At 43.4% G+C, this 24,095-nt stretch carries 21 protein-coding genes; 12 read left to right on the forward strand and 9 right to left on the reverse strand.

Annotated features, from left to right (window positions below; translation table 11 throughout):
• Positions 1-248 precede the first annotated feature (248 nt).
• Positions 249-2,180 carry an ATP-binding cassette domain-containing protein gene (locus tag ACWQ4X_RS14595; RefSeq protein WP_457904138.1) on the reverse strand — a complete coding sequence of 644 codons (1,932 nt, stop codon included), beginning with the start codon at positions 2,178-2,180 and terminating at the stop codon, positions 249-251.
• A 183-nt stretch (positions 2,181-2,363) separates the two neighbouring features.
• Between ACWQ4X_RS14595 and ACWQ4X_RS14600 the strand changes: the two genes are divergently transcribed.
• The 4 genes from ACWQ4X_RS14600 (at position 2,364) to erpA (ending at position 6,259) form a co-directional block, all read left to right on the forward strand.
• Entirely contained in the window at positions 2,364-3,371 is a 1,008-nt protein-coding gene (locus tag ACWQ4X_RS14600; protein ID WP_457904139.1) for a putative solute-binding protein, read from the forward strand.
• A gap of 220 nt (positions 3,372-3,591) precedes the next feature.
• Positions 3,592-4,602, forward strand: coding sequence for a putative solute-binding protein (locus ACWQ4X_RS14605; protein WP_457904140.1), 1,011 nt, complete (start codon positions 3,592-3,594; stop codon positions 4,600-4,602).
• A 189-nt stretch (positions 4,603-4,791) separates the two neighbouring features.
• Positions 4,792-5,799 (forward strand): putative solute-binding protein, encoded by a 1,008-nt coding sequence (locus tag ACWQ4X_RS14610; protein WP_457904161.1) that lies wholly within the window; start codon positions 4,792-4,794, stop codon positions 5,797-5,799.
• 124 nt (positions 5,800-5,923) lie between these two features.
• The gene (erpA, locus tag ACWQ4X_RS14615; protein WP_142769879.1) at positions 5,924-6,259 is read left to right on the forward strand and encodes an iron-sulfur cluster insertion protein ErpA; all 336 of its coding nucleotides are present in this window, start codon (positions 5,924-5,926) and stop codon (positions 6,257-6,259) included.
• A 52-nt stretch (positions 6,260-6,311) separates the two neighbouring features.
• On the opposite strand, the gene ACWQ4X_RS14620 is transcribed toward erpA, so the two are convergent.
• Entirely contained in the window at positions 6,312-7,442 is a 1,131-nt protein-coding gene (locus ACWQ4X_RS14620; RefSeq protein ID WP_457904141.1) for an anhydro-N-acetylmuramic acid kinase, read from the reverse strand.
• A gap of 63 nt (positions 7,443-7,505) precedes the next feature.
• Between ACWQ4X_RS14620 and tyrS the strand changes: the two genes are divergently transcribed.
• A complete protein-coding gene (gene tyrS / locus ACWQ4X_RS14625; RefSeq protein WP_241629245.1) occupies positions 7,506-8,738 on the forward strand; it encodes a tyrosine--tRNA ligase in 1,233 nt (410 codons plus the stop codon).
• A 58-nt stretch (positions 8,739-8,796) separates the two neighbouring features.
• Here the strand turns inward: tyrS and ACWQ4X_RS14630 are convergent, their stop codons facing one another.
• The 5 genes from ACWQ4X_RS14630 to dnaA form a co-directional block, all read right to left on the reverse strand.
• Positions 8,797-9,168, reverse strand: a complete 372-nt coding sequence (locus ACWQ4X_RS14630) for a hypothetical protein (protein WP_457904142.1) — start codon at positions 9,166-9,168, stop codon at positions 8,797-8,799.
• A gap of 133 nt (positions 9,169-9,301) precedes the next feature.
• On the reverse strand, positions 9,302-11,770 hold the full coding sequence (gene gyrB / locus ACWQ4X_RS14635) for a DNA topoisomerase (ATP-hydrolyzing) subunit B (protein WP_457904143.1): 2,469 nt from the start codon (positions 11,768-11,770) through the stop codon (positions 9,302-9,304).
• Between the two features lie 43 nt (positions 11,771-11,813).
• Entirely contained in the window at positions 11,814-12,896 is a 1,083-nt protein-coding gene (gene recF / locus ACWQ4X_RS14640) for a DNA replication/repair protein RecF (protein WP_457904144.1), read from the reverse strand.
• A 14-nt stretch (positions 12,897-12,910) separates the two neighbouring features.
• Entirely contained in the window at positions 12,911-14,059 is a 1,149-nt protein-coding gene (gene dnaN, locus ACWQ4X_RS14645) for a DNA polymerase III subunit beta (RefSeq protein ID WP_100242857.1), read from the reverse strand.
• Positions 14,060-14,169: 110 nt separating this feature from the next.
• Positions 14,170-15,549, reverse strand: a complete 1,380-nt coding sequence (dnaA, locus tag ACWQ4X_RS14650; protein ID WP_457904145.1) for a chromosomal replication initiator protein DnaA — start codon at positions 15,547-15,549, stop codon at positions 14,170-14,172.
• A gap of 650 nt (positions 15,550-16,199) precedes the next feature.
• Here dnaA and rpmH point away from each other — a divergent pair.
• The 5 genes from rpmH (at position 16,200) to mnmE (ending at position 20,301) form a co-directional block, all read left to right on the forward strand.
• A complete protein-coding gene (rpmH, locus tag ACWQ4X_RS14655; RefSeq protein ID WP_000831329.1) occupies positions 16,200-16,334 on the forward strand; it encodes a 50S ribosomal protein L34 in 135 nt (44 codons plus the stop codon).
• A gap of 30 nt (positions 16,335-16,364) precedes the next feature.
• Positions 16,365-16,754, forward strand: coding sequence for a ribonuclease P protein component (gene rnpA / locus ACWQ4X_RS14660; RefSeq protein ID WP_100242855.1), 390 nt, complete (start codon positions 16,365-16,367; stop codon positions 16,752-16,754).
• Positions 16,755-16,763: 9 nt separating this feature from the next.
• On the forward strand, positions 16,764-17,084 hold the full coding sequence (yidD, locus tag ACWQ4X_RS14665) for a membrane protein insertion efficiency factor YidD (protein ID WP_100242854.1): 321 nt from the start codon (positions 16,764-16,766) through the stop codon (positions 17,082-17,084).
• Positions 17,085-17,089: 5 nt separating this feature from the next.
• Complete coding sequence (gene yidC / locus ACWQ4X_RS14670) at positions 17,090-18,844, forward strand: membrane protein insertase YidC (protein WP_142769873.1); 1,755 nt, start codon at positions 17,090-17,092, stop codon at positions 18,842-18,844.
• 101 nt (positions 18,845-18,945) lie between these two features.
• Entirely contained in the window at positions 18,946-20,301 is a 1,356-nt protein-coding gene (gene mnmE / locus ACWQ4X_RS14675; RefSeq protein ID WP_457904146.1) for a tRNA uridine-5-carboxymethylaminomethyl(34) synthesis GTPase MnmE, read from the forward strand.
• A 58-nt stretch (positions 20,302-20,359) separates the two neighbouring features.
• Here the strand turns inward: mnmE and ACWQ4X_RS14680 are convergent, their stop codons facing one another.
• Both ACWQ4X_RS14680 and ACWQ4X_RS14685 read right to left on the reverse strand, forming a co-directional pair.
• A complete protein-coding gene (locus ACWQ4X_RS14680; RefSeq protein WP_457904147.1) occupies positions 20,360-21,544 on the reverse strand; it encodes an MFS transporter in 1,185 nt (394 codons plus the stop codon).
• Between the two features lie 87 nt (positions 21,545-21,631).
• Positions 21,632-21,898, reverse strand: a complete 267-nt coding sequence (locus ACWQ4X_RS14685) for a metal/formaldehyde-sensitive transcriptional repressor (RefSeq protein WP_100242850.1) — start codon at positions 21,896-21,898, stop codon at positions 21,632-21,634.
• Positions 21,899-21,936: 38 nt separating this feature from the next.
• On the opposite strand from ACWQ4X_RS14685, the gene dmeF reads away from it, so the two are divergent.
• Together dmeF and ACWQ4X_RS14695 are read left to right on the forward strand one after the other, a co-directional pair.
• The gene (dmeF, locus tag ACWQ4X_RS14690) at positions 21,937-22,923 is read left to right on the forward strand and encodes a CDF family Co(II)/Ni(II) efflux transporter DmeF (protein WP_457904162.1); all 987 of its coding nucleotides are present in this window, start codon (positions 21,937-21,939) and stop codon (positions 22,921-22,923) included.
• 464 nt (positions 22,924-23,387) lie between these two features.
• The gene (locus tag ACWQ4X_RS14695; protein ID WP_457904148.1) at positions 23,388-24,089 is read left to right on the forward strand and encodes a DsbC family protein; all 702 of its coding nucleotides are present in this window, start codon (positions 23,388-23,390) and stop codon (positions 24,087-24,089) included.
• Positions 24,090-24,095 lie beyond the last annotated feature (6 nt).

Here is a 24,095-nt window from a genome sequence, read left to right on the forward strand (position 1 = left end):
AGATAGGTTGCAACACCTGTTTCGGATTATTTTGCACGTCTGTTGTTTTTTTCCACGAATTTATGCAAAAAATGTGTTTTTCACTCACTTTTTAAGCGTTTTCACACTTAAATCGCATATTTATTTCCATTTTTCTCTCTTTTATATGTCTATATTGGGCCTCAATCACTTTTTTAGTTTTTTAAATTCTCCCTTAATAAAAAAAGCACAACCTAAGGCTGTGCTTTTGGGTCTTCGCTGTTCGTGAATCAGAATGAGCTTTCGAGTTCTTCCAACTCCATCATCAAACCTAGCATCTCTTCTTCAGTTTGCTCTAACTTGGCTTTGATTTGATTTTGCTCATCCATCAATTTTAATAAATCTTGCTTACGCTCAGCGTCATACAAACTACTATCCCCGAGCAAGCTTTCAATTTCTTGCAAACGCGGTTGTAACTTTTCCATTTGCGATTCGCATTTCTCAATATTCTTACGAATTGGACGGGTTTGTTCACGCTGACGTGCAGCTTCTTTGCGCTGCGCTTCTTTATCCAGTTTAGAAATAGTCGGTTTCGCTTCGACTTGGGATTGGATTGGTGCAGCAGGCTGTTGTCCATTTTTCATCATGTCGATACGCGCTTGACGTAGCCATTCTGCATACACAGTTAAATCACCATCAAAGTCACGACACGTGCCTTGGTGGACCAATAAGAGTTCGTCACAGACGCTGGCAATCAATTGACGTTCATGTGACACCAACACCACAGCCCCTTCGAAATCTTGCAGTGCCATGGTCAGTGCATGGCGCATATCCAAATCCAAATGGTTGGTCGGTTCATCTAGAATCAAGACATTTGGGCGTTGCCACACAATCAATGCCAGCGCTAAACGAGCACGCTCTCCGCCAGAGAAGCTTTCACTTGGCGTATCCATACGTTCGCCACTAAAGCCAAAGCTGCCTAGGAACGAACGTAACGTCGCTTCACTGATTTTCGGGTCTGCAATACGTGCCAATTGCAACATTGGACTGGCATTCCCATCCAAAGCATCCATCTGATGCTGAGCGAAATAACCAATATTGAGTAATTCAGAGGCTTTGCGATGCCCTGCCAATAAAGGTAAATCGCCCACCAAGGATTTAATCAGCGTAGATTTACCTGCGCCATTCATCCCCAATAAACCAATTCGGCTGGTCGGGGTAATTTGCAGATTGACATTGGTCACAATCAGTTTGTCACCATAACCAATATCTGCACTTTCAAGTTCCAGTAAAGGTGAACTCATTTTAGAGGGTTCACGGAAACTAAAAGTAAACGGCGTATCCACATGTGCAGCCGAAAGTTCCTGCATACGCTCTAATTGTTTAATACGACTTTGTGCCTGTTTAGCTTTGGTGGCTTGTGCTTTAAAGCGATCGATATATTTTTGCAAATGTGCACGGGTTTCTAATTGCTTTTCGTACGCCTGTTGTTGTTGGGCTAAACGTTCGCTGCGGGTACGTTCAAACGTCGAGTAATTCCCCGTATATAAGGTTAACTCTTGATTTTCGATATGTAGAATATGATCGGTGATGGCATCCAAGAAATCACGGTCATGTGAAATCAACACCAACGTACCTTCATAGGCTTTTAACCAGTCTTCTAACCACAAAATCGCATCTAAATCTAAATGGTTGGTCGGCTCATCTAGCAACAGTAAATCTGAACGGCTCATCAGGGTACGTGCCAGATTCAGACGCATACGCCATCCGCCTGAGAAACTAGAAACATCCAGTTGAGATTGATGTTCAAAGAAACCTAGGCCCGCCATGAGTTGTGATGCTTTGGCCGCAGCCGAATAGCCATGAATCTCATCAAAGCGGCCATATAAGTGCGCCAGTTCATCATTGCTTAAGTTTTCTGGATGATCCAGTTTGTGCTGAATCTCCCAATATTCTTCATCGCCCGATAAAACAAAATCAATCGCTTTCATATCTAAGGCTTTGATTTCTTGAGCCATATGCGCAACGGTCCAGACGGCTGGACGGGTCAAACTGCCTTCATCGGCACCTAATTCACCTAAAAATGCAGCAAATAAGGTCGATTTCCCTGCACCATTCACCCCTGTTAGACCAATTTTCCAGCCTGGATGCAGTTGCATAGAGGCTTTTTGGAACAAAACTCGTCCCCCACGGCGTATAGAAAGTTGATCTAACTGAATCATTACAAAGACTGGCACATAAAAAGTTAGCGCTATTCTAAAGGAAGTCGCTCAGAAAACAAAAAGTACAAATGAATGCCGATCTAAATGTTACTGATCGGAAATAGAGTAAAAACTCTATTTTATCCAAATAAAACATGCTTATATAAATTTGTTCCTGAAAAATCAAAAGAATGAGGTGGAATCGTGAAGCAAGCCTTTTTGATCTTGTCGACAGCAATGCTCTTTAATTTGTCTAATGTCGCTCACGCCAAGAGCAATATCTGTGTATTCGATTTACTGGGCAAATCAGGAGAATCATATAAATTTCTGGAGGAATGGGCATTGGCCAGTAAAAGCTGGGGCGCCCAGATCGATCTGACGGCTTATAAAGATGAAGCTCAATTAGACCAAGACTTTAAAGCTGGTGTTTGCGATGGCTTCTATATGACCTCGATGCGGGCACGCAATTATAATAAATTTGCAGGTTCGATCGATGCCTTAGGCGGCGTACCCAATAATGCGATTGCGCAAAAAGCCATTATTTATGTCTTGGACAAGAGAAATCAAAAACGCTTGATTACCAAATCAGGAAAAGACACCTATGAAGTCGCAGGCATTGGTCAGATTGGTCCTGCTTATTTATTTGTACGCGATAAAGCGGTGAATAGTGTAGAAAAGCTGAATGGTAAAAAAATTGCGGTGATGGAATTCGATCAAGCCCAAAAAATTATGGTGAAACGGGTCAATGCAGTGCCCGTGATGTCTGAAATTTCCAATTTCGTGAAAAAGTTTAATCAAAACGAAGTCGATGTTGTGCCTGCCCCAGCTTATGCGTTTAAACCCTTGGAAATCCATAAGGGATTGGGCAATAACGGCGCGATGGTCAACTTTCCCGTGCTGAATGTCACCGCAGATCTGATTATACGCCCTGAAAAATTTCCAGATGGCTTTGCTGCTCAATCGCGACAATGGTTTGTCCGCCAGTTGCCTAAAAGTTTTGCCATGGTGCAACGGGTAGAAGCCTCGATTCCCGCGAAATACCGAATGGAGCTGGACAAGGAAGATAAAGAAAAATACCAAAAGCTGCTGCGTGATGCGCGTATGGATCTGACCCAGCAAGGTATTTATGACCCAACCATGATGACCGTCCTCAAAAAAGCTCGCTGTACTGTGGAACGGACCAATTTTGAATGCTCACTGGGAGGTGAATAATTTTTGGATCACTTTTGAGCAGCAAGTACATTATTCAATTAACTGATTTTTATGAAAACACGGCTTCGTATTGGACAAATTGACAGCAATTTTACTCAGCGTGTCATTTTTTTTATTTAAAAATGGAGTAAATACTCTATTTATACGTACAAAACTTGCTTAATATTGTCTGCGTGTAAGGACACTAAAAACAAGAATCAATCTGAAAAGGATGAACACAATGAAAAAAGTCATGTTAGGTTTCGCTGCAGTGACTGCGATGGGTCTATCAGCGACCACGCAAGCCGCACAGGTAGATGTCTGTGTATTTGATTTGCTCGGAAAATCTGGTGAGTCTTATCAAATGGCGCAAGAATGGGCATTAGCAGCGAAAGGTTGGGGAGTCGATATCAATCTGATTCCACGTCAAGATGAAGCGGTTGCAGATAACGATTTTAAAGCCGGTAAATGTGACGGCGTGTTTATGACTGCCATGCGTGCCCGTCAATACAATAAATTTGCAGGTTCGATTGATGCCTTGGGTGGTGTACCTAGCAATGCCATTGCACAAAAAGCCATTAGCTTTGCTCTAGACCAACGTAATGCCAGCAAAATGGTCACGACTCTGGGGGGTAAAAAATATGAAGTTGCAGGCATTGCCCCACTCGGCTCTGCCTTTATTTTTGTTCGTGACAAAAACATCAATTCTATTGAAAAAGCCGCAGGCAAAAAATTCGCGGTATTAGGCTATGACCAAGCTCAGAAAATTATGGTGCAACGTGTCGGGGCACAGGCCGTCATTTCAGATGTCTCGAATTTTGTGGCGAAATTCAATAATGGTCAGGTAGATATGGTCGGTGCCCCAGCCTATGCCTATAAACCCTTAGAAATTTACAAAGGTTTGGGTAACAGTGGTGCCATGTTCAACTTCCCTGTACTGCAAGTGACCGCAGACTTTGTGATTCGCCCAGAACAGTTCCCAGCAGGCTTCGGACAAAAATCCCGTGATTGGTTTGTAAAAAATCTGCCAAAAAGCTTCTCGATGATTAACCGCCTTGAAGCAGGTATTCCTGCCAAATATCGTCTAACGCTAAGTGCAGAAGATAAAATCAAATATCAAAAGATGTTACGTGATGGTCGTATCGATCTCACCAAACAAGGCATTTATGATGCCAGCATGATGAGTGTTTTGAAGAAAGCACGTTGCTCTGTCGACAAAGCCAATTTCGAATGTTCAATGGCTGGTGAATAAACCTAAAATCAATCATTAAAGCCTAGATTCTTCTAGGCTTTTTTCTGTTCACATTCTGTCTCCTATGCCAATGCTGATCCTGCAAAACAGGCTAAGCTTGAGCACAGGTAACATAATTGTTTTACCGCGACATGATGAAGAATCTCATCACAACACTATAAAAAGAATGGAATAAGGACAATTCACATGATGACAGCATCATCTCAGCAACTTTTGATCGGACTCGGACTCTGTGCTGCAACCAGCCTCGTACAAGCCAAACAAGTGGTTTGCGTATTTGACTTGGTTGGGAAAAGTGGCGATGTATATGCCCTAATGATAGATTATCAATTGGCTGCCAAAAACTGGGGAGCGGATATTGAACTGCGAGTGGCGCAAAATGAAGCCGTGATTGCAGAAGATTTTAAAGCAGGCAAATGTGATGGCATCAGCGTTACAGGCATGCGGGGACGCCAATTTAATGATTTTACAGGTTCGCTAGATGCGATTGGGGCAATTCCCAATCTCAAACTGGCGGTCAAAGTCATGCAAGGTTTAGCCAATCCCACCTTCAGTAAATATATGGTGAAAGGCAAATATGAAATTGCGGGGGTGATTCCTGTTGGTGATGCCTATTTAATGGTGAATGACCGTAATATTAATACTGTGGCAAAAGCCGCAGGAAAAAAGATTGCGGTACTGGATTATGACCAAGCACAAAAAATTATGGTGCAGCAAGTCGGTGCTCAGGCGGTCAGTTCAGATGTTACCAATTTCGGCAGTAAGTTTAACAATGGTCAGGTCGATATTATTGGCGCTCCTGCGGCTGCCTTTAAACCGCTCGAATTACATAAAGGTTTAGGCAGCAAAGGCGCAATTGTGAACTATCCAATCTTACAGGTCACAGGCAATATCATTATTCGTCCCGAACGCTTTCCTAAAGGCTATGGTCAACAATCGCGTGAATGGGTAAAAGCACAATTACCGCGTGCCTTTGATATTTTAGGCAAGATGAAAGCCGATATTCCAACGAAGTACTGGATGGATGTTCCTGCTGCCGACAAACCTGGCTATCAAAAAATGATGCGTGAAGCTCGGATTAATTTGACCCAGCAAGGCGTCTACGACAAACGCATGATGAAACTGCTGTGGCAATTCCGCTGTAAAGAGGATGCCAAAAATTTTGAATGTGGTCTGCAAGATGAAAACTACAAATAATCTTGATAAAATTACTCTGATTTGACTTTTAATCTTCGAATATTGACCCTATATTGAGTATGCTATACTTAGATATATAGTCTTTTTATTGATAAAAGACACTAGAACCACAGAGGAATCTATCATGACTGCTCCAGCGCTTGAGTTGACCGACAATGCTGCAAATAAAGTACGCCAATTGCGCGATAGTGAAGGCAACCAAGACTTAATGTTACGTGTTTATGTAACGGGTGGGGGCTGTTCAGGCTTTTCTTACGGCTTTAACTTTGCCGACAATATGAATGAAGATGATGCTGAGTTCATTAATGGCGATGTAAAAATGCTGGTTGACTCACTGAGCTATCAATATCTCGTCGGTTCAGTGGTCGATTATGTGGAAGGTCTAGAAGGTTCACGTTTTATCGTACAAAATCCGAATGCAACTACAACTTGCGGCTGTGGATCATCTTTCTCGATTTAAGCCGATCACAGAATTAAAAAAACCTCCTGAATTGGAGGTTTTTTTATGGGGTCTAGACCGCAGTCATACTACCTAAAATACGATAGCCATCCGCGCCTGTCACTGCAGGTAAATTACCACTCAGGTGTTCGACAAAACGCTTCGCCAACCACGCAAAAGCTGTGGCTTCTACCCACGTCGGACTTAAGCCCAAATCTGCGGTACTTTGTACAGTCCATTGGTGCTTGCGCAAACGCCAGCGCAATTGTTCTAGCAGTTGCGAATTATAAGCTCCACCACCACAGACGTAGACTTCACCCGTATCCATGCCAGAACGGTAAATGGCTTTTTTAATGGCACGTGTGGTCAATTTTAATAATGTGGCTTGGACATTTTCAGGCGTATCTTCCAACTCATCATAAGCCAGTTCGTCATTACGCCAGTCCATGAGCTGATCATCCAGCCAGTCTAAATTAAAGTCTTCACGACCTGTGCTTTTTGGTGGCTCTTTAGCAAAAAATTCATGCGCTTGTAAACGCTCTAGCAAACTACGAATTGGTTGACCATAAGCGGCCCAATTGCCATTTTCATCATAAGGCTGACCGGTATAACGATGACACCATGCATCCATCAGAATATTGGCAGGTCCAGTATCAAAACCCGAAACTTGCTCTGGTGCACCCGCAGGTAAAAGACTGACATTGGCGATGCCACCCAAATTCAGAATCACACGGTGAATGCTTTCATGCTGGAATAAGGCTTGATGAAAAGCTGGCACTAACGGCGCACCCTGCCCACCTGCTGCCATATCACGACGGCGAAAATCGGACACCACTGGAATTTTGGTGATTTCGGTAATGATATTCGGATCACCAATCTGTAAGGTAAAACCATGCTCTGGACGATGGCGAATGGTTTGCCCATGCGAACCAATGGCTTTAATTTGGCTACGGTCTAGTTGATGTTGTTCAATCAGCGTATTAATGCCTTCGCCAATCATTTTCGCCAAAGCCACATCAGCTTTGCCCATACGATCAATTTCATTGTCATCTGGCAAGGTCAGTGCCATCAGTTCATCGCGTAAATCGGGGTCAAAAGCCAAGGTGAGCGTGGCATGCAACTGCAATGGATCGAACGAAGCGGCAACAATATCTACCCCATCCATGCTGGTGCCGGTCATTACCCCAATATAGATTGCTGTCATGATTATTCTAAAGCCTGCAATGTGCTGAAAAAGTGTTAGTATATCGCACAAATTGAATAACTGATGTGTTTGGGTTTTGTGATGTCAAATTTCCTGCCAGCTGAAGAACAGCTTGCCCTCATTCAACGAGGCACTCATGAAATTATCTCTGAAGAGGATCTGTTAAAGAAACTCAAAGAGAATCGTCCTCTAAAAATTAAAGCGGGCTTCGATCCGACTGCACCTGACTTGCACTTGGGTCATACGGTGCTGATCAATAAATTAAAAACCTTCCAAGACCTCGGTCATGAAGTGTTTTTCTTGATTGGTGACTATACTGCGATGATCGGTGACCCAACGGGTAAAAGCGCGACTCGCCCACCGTTGTCACGTGAACAAGTCTTAGAAAATGCCAAAACCTATCAAGAGCAAGTTTTTAAAATTCTTGATCCAAACAAAACCAAAGTGGTGTTTAACTCGGAATGGTTCGCGACCAAAACTGCAGCTGATTTAATTCAGTTGGCGTCACAGCAAACTGTTGCACGTATGTTGGAACGTGATGACTTCACCAAGCGTTATAACAATCAACAACCAATTGCGATTCACGAGTTCTTGTATCCACTGGTACAAGGTTATGACTCTGTTGCCTTGCATGCCGATGTCGAATTGGGTGGTACGGATCAGACCTTTAACTTGTTGATGGGGCGTACCTTGCAAGGTCGTTATGATCAAGAAGCACAAGTGTGCATTACCGTGCCAATTCTTGAAGGCTTGGACGGCGTCAACAAAATGTCTAAATCTTTAGGCAACTACATTGGTGTATTTGATACCCCAGGCGCGATGTATCAAAAAGTCCTTTCAATGCCAGATGCTTTGATTGAACGTTATTTTGATCTACTCAGCTTTAAATCGGTTGAAGAAATTAAAGTCCTACTCAAAGAAATTGAAGAGGGTCGTAACCCACAAGAAGTGAAGAAGATTCTTGCACTTGAGTTGGTTGAGCGTTTCCACGGTGCTGAAGCGGCTGCCAATGCCCATAAAGGTGCGGGCAACATCATTACTGAAGGTGAACTACCTGAAGGGACACCTGAAGTAACCATTTCACGTGCCGAATTTGGTGGTGAAATGTTTATTGCCTCGATTGTGCGTGCAGCGGGTTTAACCAAAAATGCTGCTGCTGCCAAAGATGCTGTTTCACGTGGAGCCGTTAAAGTCGACTGGAATGTAGTTGATGCTAGCTTCTCTGTGAACGAAAACATCACCCTCATTGTTCAAGCAGGTAAAAAAGCCATTGCGAAAGTGACGTTTACCGACTAATCCACGCAAAGCGAAAAGCAGGTCACTCGACCTGCTTTTTTTATGTCTAAAAATCAGCTCAATCAAATAGACCCACCAGTTTCTTTTTACAAAAGCGTAACTCTACAATTTGCCATGCATCAGACTGGAAATGCCACGTTTCCTGAATAACCTGTTCAGGCTGCGCCAAATGCAACAGAATTCGGCATTCTGTTTGAGTCGGATTAAACTCAAACATTTCGGTTTGAATCTCTAAATGACGCGGCTTCCACACCCCATTTTGCACTGCATGCTGAATACTGGCGTAACGGCTTAAATTGCTTTCTACTTTGCCTTGAGCTTCATACACCACCTTAAACTCTGGATGCTCATATTGCATCAACTCTTGCACCTGCCCCGTATAAAAGGCATTCAGCCAGTGATCACGGCACTGCTCCAAACTTAAATCCATCGTCTTCCCTCGCTGTTATTTTGATTCAGCATGCCACAGCAATACGACAGTTTAATAACTATCACCAAAACCCAACAAAACAACCTACCATAAAAAAAGCAGCCCTGAGGCTGCTTTTTAAAATCATAACTGCTTAAGCATCAATATCTGCATTCAAGGCATTCTCTTCAATGAAGGCACGACGTGGTTCTACATCATCCCCCATCAAGCAAGAGAACATACGATCGGCTTCAATCGCATCATCAATGGTGACTTGCAGCATGTTGCGGTTTTCAGGATCCATTGTGGTTTCCCAAAGCTGTTCCGCATTCATCTCACCCAAACCTTTATAACGCTGGATCATCATGCCGCGACGCGAGTCTTGTAAAATATGCTGCCAAACCTGATGGAAATTGCTGACCGCAATTTTACGCTCACCTTTCTCCAAATAAGCACCTTCTTCAAGTAGGCTGAACCAGCTCTTGGAATTCTTGAGTAAACGTACATATTCAGTCGAAGATAATAAGCCCGCATCAAGTAAATAACTGTGCGGCAAGTTATGCACATAAATGGTAATGCGTGGGAAATACACCACCGCTTTTTCACCATCTGGCAATTCTTTATCGAAGGCTTCCAGTATTAACTCAGGACGTAAGCTCGGCTGAGCTTTTTCCACTGCAGCACGCAATTGCTCACCCCAGTGTTGGACATAAGCCAAATCTTGCGAGTGGTCGAATTTGTAAGTTTCTAATGAAATCAAACCATCCAACAAGCTTGCAGGATAACGCTGAGTTAAACGCTGTAAGCTCTTCTGCGAAGTTTGATAATCCGCAATCACGTTGGCCAAAGCCTCACCGCGAATCGCAGGCGCTTCAGCACTGATGTGTAGTGCCAAATCATCAATCGCATTTGAAATCAGGAAGGTTTCCAATGCTTCATTGTCTTTGATGTACTGTTCTTGCTTGCCTTTCTTCAACTTATATAGTGGTGGCTGGGCAATATAAATATGACCACGCTCCACCAATTCTGGCATTTGGCGGAAGAAGAAAGTGAGTAACAAGGTACGAATATGTGAACCATCGACGTCGGCATCGGTCATGATGATGATTTTGTGATAACGCAACTTGTCAGGATTATATTCTTCACGCCCAATACCACAGCCTAAAGCGGTAATCAGTGTGCCGACTTCCTGAGAAGAAATCATCTTGTCAAACCGTGCACGTTCCACGTTCAGGATTTTACCTTTCAACGGTAAAATAGCCTGCATTTTACGGTTACGCCCTTGCTTAGCTGAACCGCCTGCAGAGTCACCCTCGACCAGATACAGTTCAGACATCGCTGGATCTTTTTCCTGACAGTCTGCTAACTTACCAGGCAAACCCGCGATATCCAGTGCACTTTTACGACGCGTCATTTCACGTGCCTTACGCGCAGCATCACGTGCACGTGCAGCATCAATAATCTTGCCTGCAATTGATTTAGCAGCCGCAGGATTCTCAAGCAAGTACTCCGAGAACGCTTTGTTCATGGCTTGCTCGACCGCAGGCTTCACTTCACTTGACACCAGTTTTTCTTTGGTTTGTGAAGAGAACTTCGGATCTGGCACTTTGACCGAAATAATCGCCGTTAAACCTTCACGAGCATCATCACCCGTAACCGCAACTTTCTCTTTTTTCAGTAAGCTCTCATTTTCCATATAGCTGTTTAAGCCACGGGTCAATGCTGCACGGAAACCGGCCAAATGTGTTCCGCCATCTTTTTGCGGAATATTGTTGGTAAAGCAACGCACGTTTTCTTGATAAGAATCGTTCCACTGCAAAGCTACTTCAACCCCAATGCCATTTTCAGCTTGCGTAGTGAAGTGGAAAATGTCATTCAGATGGTTTTTGCCCTGATTGATATATTTTACAAACTCAGACAAACCACCTTCGTAGTCATACACGTGTTCGAGGTTGATACGCTCATCACGCAGAACAATACGCACCCCTGCATTCAGGAATGAAAGTTCACGTAAACGACGCGCCAAAATATCCACATTAAAAATGGTCTGGCTAAAGGTTTCCGCACTTGGCCAGAAACGTACGATCGTACCTGTCGTTTCAGTATTACCAATCACTTTTAAAGGATACTGCGGATCACCGTGACGATATTCTTGTTGATGAATATGTCCAGCACGGTGAATGGTTAATTCGAGCTTGCTCGACAAGGCATTTACCACGGAAACACCTACACCGTGTAAACCACCTGAAACTTTATAGCTATTATCATCAAACTTACCGCCGGCATGCAGAATGGTCAAAATTACCTCTGCGGCAGACACCCCTTCTTCAGGGTGAATATCGGTTGGAATACCACGACCGTTATCCGAAACGCTCACCGACTCATCTTCATGAATCGTCACTAAGATTTCATCACAATGACCTGCTAAAGCTTCATCAATGGCGTTATCCACCACCTCGAACACCATGTGATGCAAACCTGTACCATCATCAGTATCGCCAATATACATACCTGGGCGCTTACGAACGGCATCCAAACCACGCAAAACTTTAATGCTGGAGGAATCATAAGCCTTTTCGTTGCTTTGTTCTGTTTGAGTGACAGATTGGTCTTCTGAACTCATGGTTACTCCCTAGTGAAAAATCGGTCTATCCAAAGATGGGAAATCATTGCACAACACATGCCACTCGACCATTTTCCACGTGGAACAATTGGTGGGAAATAGACAAGTCATGTAAATGTTTTTGCACAGATTCATGCTCTAAAGTGGTAATAAAAACTTGACTACCAAGTTGGCTTAATCGCTCAATTAAACGTTGTTGTGCGGCTAAATCTAATTCTGCTGTAAGATCATCTAATAATACCACAGTTTCCTTATTACAGGCATGTAGCATTGCAATCTGGGAGAGTTTTAGCGCCATTATCAACAGCTTTTTTTGTCCACGTGATAAAACAATATCCGCCTCCCCCATTGGGGTTTTTAAGCGTAAATCGGCACGGTGTGGACCGTATTCGGTATAGCGTCGATCTACGTCTTTTTGATGATGACTGCACAGGTCATTCCATAACCCATGTTCAGTATGAAAACCTGCGACATATTCCAGTTCAATGCTTAAATTGGGTAATAATTGCTGCAAATCTTGCTGAAAATAAACATTCCACTGTTCCACAATCGCTACGCGCTGGGAATGTAGAATTTCACCATATTCACCCAGCATTTTGTTCCACGGCTCCAACTGCTCCAAACTCAATGAACGTTGTGATTTTAGCAAGCTGTTGCGTTGTTTCAATGCACGAGAATAATACTGCCAAGCATGATAAAACTCAGGTTCCACGTGAAACATAAGCCAGTCCAACAATTGTCGGCGTGGCTTTGCACCATGATCAATAATATCGGTGCTTTGTGGGTCAATATGTTGCAAAGGAAGAAGTTTAGCCAGTTGTCCTTGGGTGGCAATATGGTCGCCATTGACCTTCATCACCTGCTCACCACTCACGTGCTTTTGCATCCCCACTTTTTCACTGGCAGATTGTGCAAAAACCACGGCATTTTGTGCATCATGCAGAATATAGTGCTTGGGAATATGGGTACGAAAGGAACGCCCTGTCGCCAGCAAATGAATGGCTTCCAAAATTGAAGTTTTACCCGAACCATTCGCACCATAAAAGACGTTAAACGGCTGCAACTCAGAGAGTGCAACCGTCTTTAAATTACGAACACGTTCGATATTTAAACGCGTAATATGCATAATAAATCTAGTGCTTAGACACGCATCGGCATCACGACATAAGTCTGATCGGTATGTGCAGGATCGTGTACCAATACCGACTGATTGGCTTCAGTCATGGTCATCGACACATCATCACCATCCAATACACTGAGTACATCCAGTAAATACTGTGCATTAAACGACATTTCTAACGGCGCATCGTTATATTGAATCGCCAAATCTTCAATGGCTTCATCTTGTTCAGGGTTATTGGCACGTAACTGCAAGGTATCGGTGCTGAAATTCAAGAACACACCACGAAGTTTTTCATTACTTAAAATCGACACGCGCTGTAAAGACTGCTTAAACACATCATGGGCAATCATTACATTTTTGTCGCCACCACGTGGAATCACACGGCGATAGTCTGGGAATTTTCCATCAATCAGTTTCGTGGTAAAACGAACGGTAATCGGTCCCTGCTCTTTATCACGGCTTGGCGTGTTGATAGTGACATTTAACAATTCACGACCAATCAAGAGTGATAATTGCTCATCTTCAATGCTAAGCAAACGCTGTAATTCACCCACAGCTTTACGAGGTACAATTGCTTGAATCAATTGCTGGGTATTTGAAGACGCTAGAGTTTCACATAAGGCCAAACGGTGACCATCAGTTGTGACTGCACGCAATTGATTTTCATCAATTTCCAATAAAGTGCCGGTTAAATAGAAACGTACATCTTGCACAGCCATCGCAAACGCGGTTTTTTCAAATAAACGCTTTAATTCACGCTGAGTGACAGCAACTTGCGTGCCTTGCGTATTTTCAGTGTTTAACAACGGATAATCTTCCGCAGGTAAAGTCCCCAAGACAAAACGACTGTTGCCTGATTTCAGAATACAACGTTGATCTTCAGTAATTTGAATATCAATGAGAGCAGCACTTGGTAAAGACTTACAAATATCCATAAGTTTACGTGCAGGAACTGTAGTCTCACCTGCTTGTAAACAAGCACCTTCCATCAAGTTGGTGCTTGCCACCAATTCAACTTCCAAATCCGAACCTGTAATCGCCAAAGCATTTTGACTCACTTGTACTTTAACATTCGATAAAATGTTTAAGGTGTGGCGACGTTCCACCGCTCCTACCACATGTGAAAGAACATTAAGTAAACTTTCTTTGGCGATTTTTAAACGCACGATGCATTCCTCGAAAAAACTGAAGATGAAATATAAATAAATGTATTTTTAGCAGTGTACTATGCGGCAGAATATACCGCATTGCAAGAATAGAATTTGAGCAATAAGGTTTAACTTTGCAACAGGCGCTGCAAGTTTTTGTAATCCTCATTAAAGATCGGATCATCTTCTCTGAGGCTTTGCACTTTTTCACAGGCATGCATCACGGTACTGTGATCACGACCACCAAATGCCATACCAATTTCAGGGAAACTGTCCCCTGTCAGCTCACGTGCCAAGCCCATTGCCAATTGACGTGGACGTGCATAAATTCGGGTACGTTTCGGGCCAATCAACTCTTTCAAAGGAATACGGAAATATTCACTCACCACACGTTGAATGTTTTCTGTACTGATGGTTCGTGCACGGATCGCTAAAACATCTTTTAGCGACTCTCGCACCACATCTAGATCGATCGAAGTGCCTTTGAAACGTGAAATCGCAACCACTTTATTCAGTGCACCTTCTAATTCACGCACATTGGCGACCACTTGCTGCGCAATAAAGAGTGCACAGTTCCGTGGTAAATCAACACCACTGCTCTGCGCTTTCTTTAATAAAATTTCAATTCGCGTTTCGATATCCGGTGGTTCAACGCCAACCGACAAGCCCCAAGAAAAACGGGACACCAAACGTGCATCCAGCTCCGTCAATTCTTTTGGATAACGATCTGAAGTTAAAATAATTTGTTTAGATTCATCAAGTAAGGCGTTAAAGGTATAGAAAAACTCAACCAAACTGGCTTCTTTACCTGCCAACAAATGAATATCATCGACCAAGAGCAAATCTAGAGATCGGCAATTTTTCTTAAATTCTTCAACTTTGCCTTGTTGTAAGGAGCTGACAAAATCTTGCACAAAACTTTCCGCCGTCATGTACATCACACGTGCATTAGGTTTTGCCTGTAATAACGCATTACCCACGGCTTGCATCAAGTGGGTTTTACCCAAACCAGTCGGACCATATAAAAACAATGGGTTATGCTGTGAAGCACCCAATTGTGTCAATACTTTACGACAAGTCTCTGCTGCCATCTGGTTAGAGCGACCTTCAACAAACAAAGAAAATGTAAACAAAGGATTGAGTAAGCGCTTTTTGTTCTTTAACTGCGCCTCATCTTTCTCTTTCTTGACCTTTGCAACGGGTGCAGGCGCTGGTGTTTCTAGTGCCGCAGTTGTCGTCGCGGGCTGTTCACTTGGGGATAAAATCGCGCCTGGACGCGAATCTACCATAATTTCGACATGGCGAACGCGTCCTTCAGACAATTGTTCCGCCAAAATGGTGATCAGTTCTAAATGATGTTCCTGAATATAGCGCGTCCAATATGGATTAGGCGCATATAGTCGCAAAGTGTCATCCAACTCTTCAGCAACTAAAGGGCGAATCCACATTGTAAAAACATTTCCAGAGAGCTCTTGTCGCAAGCGAGTTAAGCAGTCTGTCCAAAGCATGTGAAACCCCTATTCATCCATTTTTAAATTTAAAAACACCAGTGTCCGCCAAAGCGGGTCGCCATTCTAACCAAGTTATCCACATCTGTCATGAAGAATTCTGCAGAAATTGCTCAAAAAAGAAATAAACAATCTAAATTTAAATTCAAAACCACATGTGGATAAAAAAACCCACAAGCTGTGGATAAAAAAAGTTACCAAGTTATCCACAATTCTTTAAAATCTTAAAAACATAGATATCCACAATGCTAACGCTTGTTTTTATATAGTAAAAATAGGTTTTCCACAGAAAAAACGCTCCTTAATAAGAATAAATTTAAATTTTAAAATTTGAATTTATTTATAAGATTCGACTTTGCTGTGGATAACCCAAACACCAGAATAAATTTAAATTTAGAACTTCAGAGTGTTTATACTTATGTGGATAAATTTGTGCATAATATTGTTTATAACTTATTTTCCATTATTTAACAAGTTATTATGGTGTGAATACTTTTTTATGGGCTTGAACCTTCAATGAAAGGCTTGAAGTCAAAAATTGAGTAGTTACAAGTTTATTTATGCGGAATTGGTGTTTTTGATTGACAGCTCAAGCAATGAACACTAAAATCGCGGACCTTTATAGAAAGATCAATTTTTGGAGTTTCGATATGAAACGTACATTCCAACCATCTGAATTAAAGCGTAAGCGCGTTCATGGTTTCCGTGCTCGTATGGCTACTAAAGCTGGTCGTCAAGTATTAGCTCGCCGTCGTGCAAAAGGTCGTCACAGCTTAACTGTTTAATCTGTTAACGCTTAAACGATTTTGGGTGTTATGACACTTTATGACTTCGGCGCAGAGCGGCGTCTTCGCTGTGCTGCCGATTATAAAGTAGTGTTTGATGGTGCGCTTTTTAAAGTGCATCAACCCCACTTCTTGTTTCTTGCAACATATTCCAAACAACCTAACAGTCGTTTGGGAATTGTTGTTGCTAAGAAGAAAGTGCGCCGTGCGCATGAAAGGAATCGAGTAAAACGACTTGCTCGCGAAAGTTTTCGCCTGCATCAAATGCAATTGGATGCCTTGGATATTGTGGTTATGCCTAAAGTTGGTATAGAAACAGTCGCCAATTCAGAATTGCATCAGCAATTACAATTTGCTTGGCAAAAGCTGCAACGCATTGCTAAAAAGCATTCAAAAATAGCTCCCTCCCCACAGAAGTAGAGAAGGCCAATGGTACGTGTGCTGCATTGGTTGATTCGATTCTATCAGATCGCGATTAGTCCGCTGTTAGGACCACGCTGTCGTTATATACCTACATGTTCTCAATATTCATTGGAAGCAATCCATACGCATGGAGCTGTACGGGGTGTTTGGTTGGCTACAAATCGTATTTGTCGATGTCATCCTTGGGGCGGCTCGGGCTATGATCCTGTTCCCGCAAAAGCAATTCGTTTTATTTCATTTCAGCAAATCGATTCTCAAACGCATCTCGTTGCTGTACCCTTTCGTGGATGTTTATGGAATCAAAATCACTCTAACTTTTTGGGGTAATAGATATGCAACAATGGGCCAGGATTGCAATTCTAGGAGCCATGTTTGTCGTCGCATATTTGCTTATTTTGGCATGGCAAAAGGACTATGGTCATAATGAAACTCAACAGCAGCCTCAAAAAGCTGCGGTTGTTTCACATGAAGTGTCTGCTGACCTGCCAAATGGACAGACAGCTACGGCTGCTTCAGATGTGCCACAAGCGAATCATGCAGCGCAGCAAACAACAGAATCGACTGCGGCAGCAAGTCAACAGCTTATTTCAGTTCAAACTGACCTTTATCATCTTTGGATTAATCCTAAAGGTGGTGATATTGTTCGTGTTGAATTACTCAATCATGATAAAAACAAAGATAGCGATGAACCGTTTGTTATGCTGGAAAGCGATGCCAAACGTACGTATGTTGCACAATCTGGTTTAATTGGTCTGAATGGACCTGACAGTGGTCGTAATGGTCGTCCTGTCTATGAAATTGAGAAATCTGCATATACTTTAGCTGATGCAAAAGCAGCGAAAGATAAAGACGGCAAGTCAGTTCAAGTACTTTCTGTTCCGATGGTCTTTAAGACGGCTGACGGCGTAGAAATTATTAAAACCTTTACCTTCACGCAAGGCGAATACCCTGTTGTGGTGAATCACAAAGTGGTCAACCGCAGTGGTCAAAACTGGCAAGGCCAGATGTTTGGTCAGCTGAAACGTGATAATTCGGAAGATCCTGGTAAATCGGATCAAGGGATTTTCACTCTGGGCACCTTCTTGGGTGGCGCATGGGGTACACCTGAAGAACATTACAACAAGCTTAAATTTGCCAACTTTAACGATGAAAAGTTAAGTGTTGAAGCGAAAGGCGGCTGGATTGCAATGGTTCAGCATTACTTCGTCAGCGCTTGGATTCCAGGCGAGTTGAAGTTGACTCAAGCCAATGGTCAAGAATACAGCGCTAAATTAGAGTCGCGTAAATCGAGTGATGACATGAACATCCTCAGTTTTACTTCACCAACCATCAATGTACCTGCAGGTACGGTGGCAGAAGTGGATGCGACGTTCTATTCAGGTCCTAAAATTCAATCAGAATTGAAAGACTTGGCTGTCGGTTTAAATCAGACTGTAGATTATGGCTGGTTATGGCCAATCGCGAAATTATTGTTCCTTGGCTTACAATTCTTCCATAACTTGGTCGGAAACTGGGGCTGGTCAATCATTTTACTGACGATTTTGGTGAAGTTGATCTTGTGGCCATTGTCGTCGAAGAGCTATCGCTCAATGGCGAAAATGCGTGTGATTGCACCTGAAATGCAGCGTATGAAAGAAGAATTCGGTGAAGACCGTATGCGCTTCTCTCAAGAAATGATGGCATTGTACAAGCGCGAGCAAGTGAATCCACTTTCAGGCTGTTTACCCTTGTTACTACAAATGCCAATCTTCTTGGCCTTGTACTGGGTACTGATGGAAAGTGTGGAATTGCGTCATGCACCTTGGATGCTCTGGATTCAAGATTTATCTGCAATGGATCCGTGGTTTATCCTGCCATTGTTGATGGGTGCAACCATGTTTATTCAGCAAATGTTGAACCCGCAACCTGCCGATCCAATGCAGGCGAAAGTGTTCAAGATCATGCCGATCATGTTCACGGTATTTATGTTGTTCTTCCCTGCAGGCTTGGTACTGTACTGGATTGTGAACAACAGTATCACCATTACTCAACAATGGTTTATCAATAAATCAGTTGAGAAAGCACGTAGCTCGAAAGAAACTGCATAAGCAGCTTCTCACAGCAACTAGCTGATTAAATCCGCTTAAGATGGTAATCTTAGGCGGATTTTTCTTTGGGTTCGATTAGGACTAAACGTCGGGTGAATTTTATGCAACATCAAACCACTATCGCAGCGATTGCAACCCCGCCAGGTCGTGGTGGTGTCGGCGTGATTCGTCTTTCAGGTTCAAAGGCTTATGCGATTGCAGAACAATTGACCCAAAAGGCTTTACCGAAAGCGCGGATGGCAGGTTTTCGGCAGTTTCTGGATCTTCAGGGTGAAGTGCTGGATGAAGGTCTGGTGATTTGCTTTCCAAACCCGAACTCATTTACCGGTGAAGACGTGGTCGAGTTACAGGGACATGGTGGACCGGTGATTCAAAATGCCTTGCTGGCACGTTGCTTGGAATTGGGCGCAATGGCGGCCAAAGCGGGTGAGTTTTCCATGCGTGCCTTTGAAAATGGTAAGCTGGATCTGGTTCAGGCCGAAGCGATTGCCGACTTGATTGATGCCACTTCGCAGGCCGCCGCGCGTTCAGCGGTACGTTCGTTACAAGGTGCCTTTTCACATAAAGTGAATACGGTTCTAGAAAAACTGATTCATTTGCGTCTGCATGTGGAAGCTGCGATTGACTTCCCTGAAGAAGAAATTGATTTCTTGGCGGATGGTAAAATTCTCTCCTTATTGCAAGATGTACAACACTCTGTTGCGGCGGTACAGCAATCGGCGCGCCAAGGACAATTGTTGCGTGAAGGTTTGCAGGTGGTGATTGCAGGTAAGCCGAATGCGGGTAAATCTTCGCTATTGAATGCTTTGGCGGGGATTGAGCGTGCTATTGTGACCGATATCGCGGGAACCACCCGTGATGTACTGCATGAAAAAATCAGCCTGAATGGCTTACCGATTACCCTCACCGACACTGCGGGCTTGCGTGAAACGGGCGATGTGGTAGAAAAGGAAGGTATTCGCCGTGCGATTAAGGAAATTGAACAAGCCGATTTGTTGTTGTTGGTTTATGACCTGAGCCAAGGTGAAGATCCATTGCAACTGGCACGTGAATACTTTGAACATCATCTTGAACCCAAGCGTCTGATGTTGATTGGTAATAAATGCGATTTAACCGGTGCTGCAGTGCAAATTGGTGATTTTCAAGGTTTTCGACATATTACGGTCTCTGCTAAACAGGAAACAGGCGTTCAATCGCTCATAGAAGCGATTACAGCGCATGCAGGCTTCCAGCCAGAGGAAGACACCTTTATTGCACGAACACGTCATTTAGACGCAATGAAGCGCACGCAGCACTATCTTGCAGAAGCACATGAGCAATTGGTGGTGTTTCATGCAGGTGAATTGGTGGCTGAGTCATTACGTCTGGCGCAAAATGCCTTGGGTGAGATCACGGGTGAGTTCAGTGCAGATGATTTGCTAGGCAAAATCTTCGGCTCGTTCTGTATTGGAAAATAACCGCTCAATCCCCGTTCTCTGATTTCACTCTAACTTGAAAGAGTGACAAGGCTTTGCTTCACACAGGACGCAAAGCCTTTTGTTTGCTGTACCACAAACAAAGCCCTAAACACAGTAGCGCCATGCCAAGGCCAAAACCGCTAACGGCCAGATTTAAACCCCAGAGATCGGCACTGTAACCGACGGCAATAATCGGCACGATCGTCCCCAGATAGCCCATGAACAAATATGTTGAAATGACCGCAGCACGATTGCGTGGATCGGTCATTTGGTGAATCAGGCCAAAAGACCCCATGATGCCCAAACCATGCCCCAAACCGACGCCAATATCACTGATAAAAAACAATGGACTCCAATGGGTTTGCATACAGATTACCAAAAGCAGGCAACTCAGCAGGAGCAGAAGTAAACCATAATTCAAGCTACGCGCTGCGGGGAGAGATTTTGCAAAAAATTGGATTAGTGCAGAAATAAATAGAATGCTGGAAATGGCGAGACCACTGACCAAAGGACCATGCCAAGGGATCAGGTCTTTGACAAAGGAGGCCGACAGGGATGCAAACAGACTGAATGCGCCAAAAGCACAAAATGCAGTTAAACCCGCAATAAAAAAATGAATCCGTGTCGAGGCGACAGGAAGTTCCAAATGCGGTGCAATCGAAAAGGGTTGTGCTTGAAACGTTGGTGGTTTTAAGCGAAAGAGGCCGATCAAACACAGCATTGCCCCTGCAATAATCGGCAGATAAGGCATGAGTAATGGCAATGCAGAAAATTGCGCGATCACACCGCCGATGAAGGGCCCCAAAGCAAAGCCGATCACGGTAATAATTGAACTGAGCTGGGGTGCATGTGCTTTATGACTGTCTGGAATGGTCAGGATTAAGCCTAACATGGCGGACGTACTGATCAGTCCTGAGGCAATACCAATAATAAAGCGCCCTAAGCCGAGCCAAAGCGCATTGCTGGCAAAAGCAGACAGGACCAAGCCTGTGATGACAAACAATAAACCCACTTGCAGGGTACGCAAAAAACCAAAGCTGTTACTGGCTCGTCCGAAAAACAGCAGTGTGGCTAAACACCCAAACATATAGGCGACAAAGATGTAGGTAATCTGGCTCGGCAGTAAATGCCATAACTGCTGATAAATGGGATACAGCGGACTGGCCAATGCTGTACCAATGGTACCCATGCATAAAGCGAGGCTGATCATCAGGAATGATCGCCAAGGTGGTTGAACCGTCATAAAGCATCACAAAAACTGTCGGAAAAAGCACAGTAAAAAAGAGAAGAGTGCCGACAGCTTAAGCTGAAACTGCTGCTTTAACAATCATTAACCATAGCGTTTTAATAACTTTAGGAACTCTGCCAGTTCAGCCTCATCTAGCTCCGTGTCTGGTTTGATCACGTGATGACGCAGATGCGCTTCGATCAGTTCGTTCATTAGACCATTCACCGCACCTTTGACAGCCGCAACCTGCTGCAGAACATCAATACAGGAGCAATCAGGCTGCATCAGGGCTTGATCAACCGCTTGGATTTGCCCTTGTAAACGCTTCACGCGATTTTGAATTTTCTTATCTTCAGATAAATGACCCACACTTTCCTCCAAAAAATAAATATACTACTAGGGAGTATATTGGTGAGAACATCATGCAACATTCAGCACAGTCCAGAACCCATAGTCATCAATTTGATCAAGGGAATCCTTTAGCACAAAAACGAATCTTAATTGCCACTATTTTAACGGCAGTCATGATGCTATTAGAAGTGATTGGCGGCTGGATTTTTAATTCGATGGCCTTACTGGCCGACGGCTGGCACATGAGTTCACATATGATGGCGCTCGGATTGGCTTATTTTGCCTATCGTGCTGCACGACACTATGCGCAAGACCAGCGTTTTAGTTTTGGAACATGGAAAATTGAGATTCTAGCGGGTTATAGCAGTGCTATTTTACTGTTGGTCGTGGCCATTTTTATGGCGTTTCAATCGTTTGAGCGACTGCTTCATCCTGTTGATATTCAATACAATGAAGCCATCCCGATTGCGATTCTGGGCTTGGTGATTAACTTGATTTGCGCATGGCTTTTACATGATGGTCACCATCACCATCACCATCATGAGGAATCTCATCATTCGCATGATCACGACCATACCCATGAACATGATTTAAATCAAAAAGCGGCATTTTTACATGTCGTTGTCGATGCGGTGACATCGGTGTTTGCGATTATTGCCTTGTTTGCAGGGAAATATATGGGCTGGTCGTTTCTGGATGCGTTACTGGGGATTTTCGGGGCTATTTTGGTGGCGCGGTGGGCCTATGGTTTGATGCAGGAAACTGCAAAGACTTTGTTGGATGCCGAAATGAATCACCCTGTGGTGGCTGAAATTCGTGAAGTGATACAAGACTTGCCTGTCAGGGTTGATGTGACGGATTTACATGTCTGGAAGGTTGCCAAAGGCAAATTCGCCTGTATTTTGGCGCTCAGCAGCCATGCTTCAATCAGTGCCGATGAGGTGCGAGAAGCGTTATCGATTCATGAAGAAATTGTGCATGTTTCGGTTGAGATTAATGCTTTAATGCCAAGCTCGACCATTGAGTGGGCGAACAATAGTTAAACAGAAAAACACGATGATCATTACCGTATGAGTTTTCAGATCATCAAGAATACTCGATCTCCCCTTGCAAAAATGGGGAGTAGAAAATGTTTATATTAGCCTTATTAATGCTCCTGCTAAGTAGTTGAATGACTGCTTGTATGCCAAATGGTTATGAATAAAGTGACTCAAACTCGAGTGAAATGATTGCAAACTCAGAGTTTAAACATCCTGCTGGATGAGCGTGATTCACATCCATCTCCCTAGGTGAATGAATATCCAAGCTTGGGTATTTTTATCCATATAAAAATCTCCTCACCAAGAGGAGATTTTTTTAAGATAATTGAATAGTCATACCTGTCTAGGTTCCACGTGAAACACACTGGTATTTGCTTTACCAAATACCTGATAAAAATCATCAATCATCACCACAATTCAGATTAAACTGATTCCCTTTTTATCTCTTAAGTGAACGAGCAGAATTCATGTTGAAAAAAACAATATTCGCTGTACTGGCTGGTTTGGTGTCTTTGTCTAGTTTTGCGGGTGTGGAAAATGTAAAAACCAATCTTGCAAAACAACATCCAGAGTTGAAAGTTGAGAATATTCAAAGCACAGAAATGCCAGGCATTTACAGTGGCTCTATGGATGGTCAGGTGGTCTATCTGGGTGAAAATGCCCAGCATATTTTGGTCGGTTCGATGATCCGCCTCAAGGATCAGCACAATCTGACCAAAGATTTGATCTTGAAACAAAACTCGATTGACTGGAAAAAATTACCGCTACAAGATGCAGTAAAAACCGTGCGCGGTAATGGCAAACGCCAACTGGCGATCTTTTCTGACCCAAATTGCCCGTATTGCAAGCAACTTGAGGCTGAATTGAAAAAGCTGGATAACGTGACCATTTATACCTTCATTTATCCAATCAAGCCACAATCGGTAGCGCCGTCGAAAGCAGTGTATTGTGAAAAAGATCAGAGCTATGCGTGGGAAAATTTGATTGCCAAAGGGGTTGCACCTGCGGGGAACAAGAGTTGTGCCAACCCGATCGAACGTAATTTAGCTTTGGGTAAATCCCTCGGGGTTAATGGCACCCCGACCCTGATTTTCTCCAATGGATTTAAGGCCGCAGGCAGTTACCCTGCGGAACAAATTGAACTGATCTGGAAAGAGTTTGGTTTGTAATTTCAA

Source organism: Acinetobacter sp. NigerLNRRAM0016, assembly GCF_054112845.1.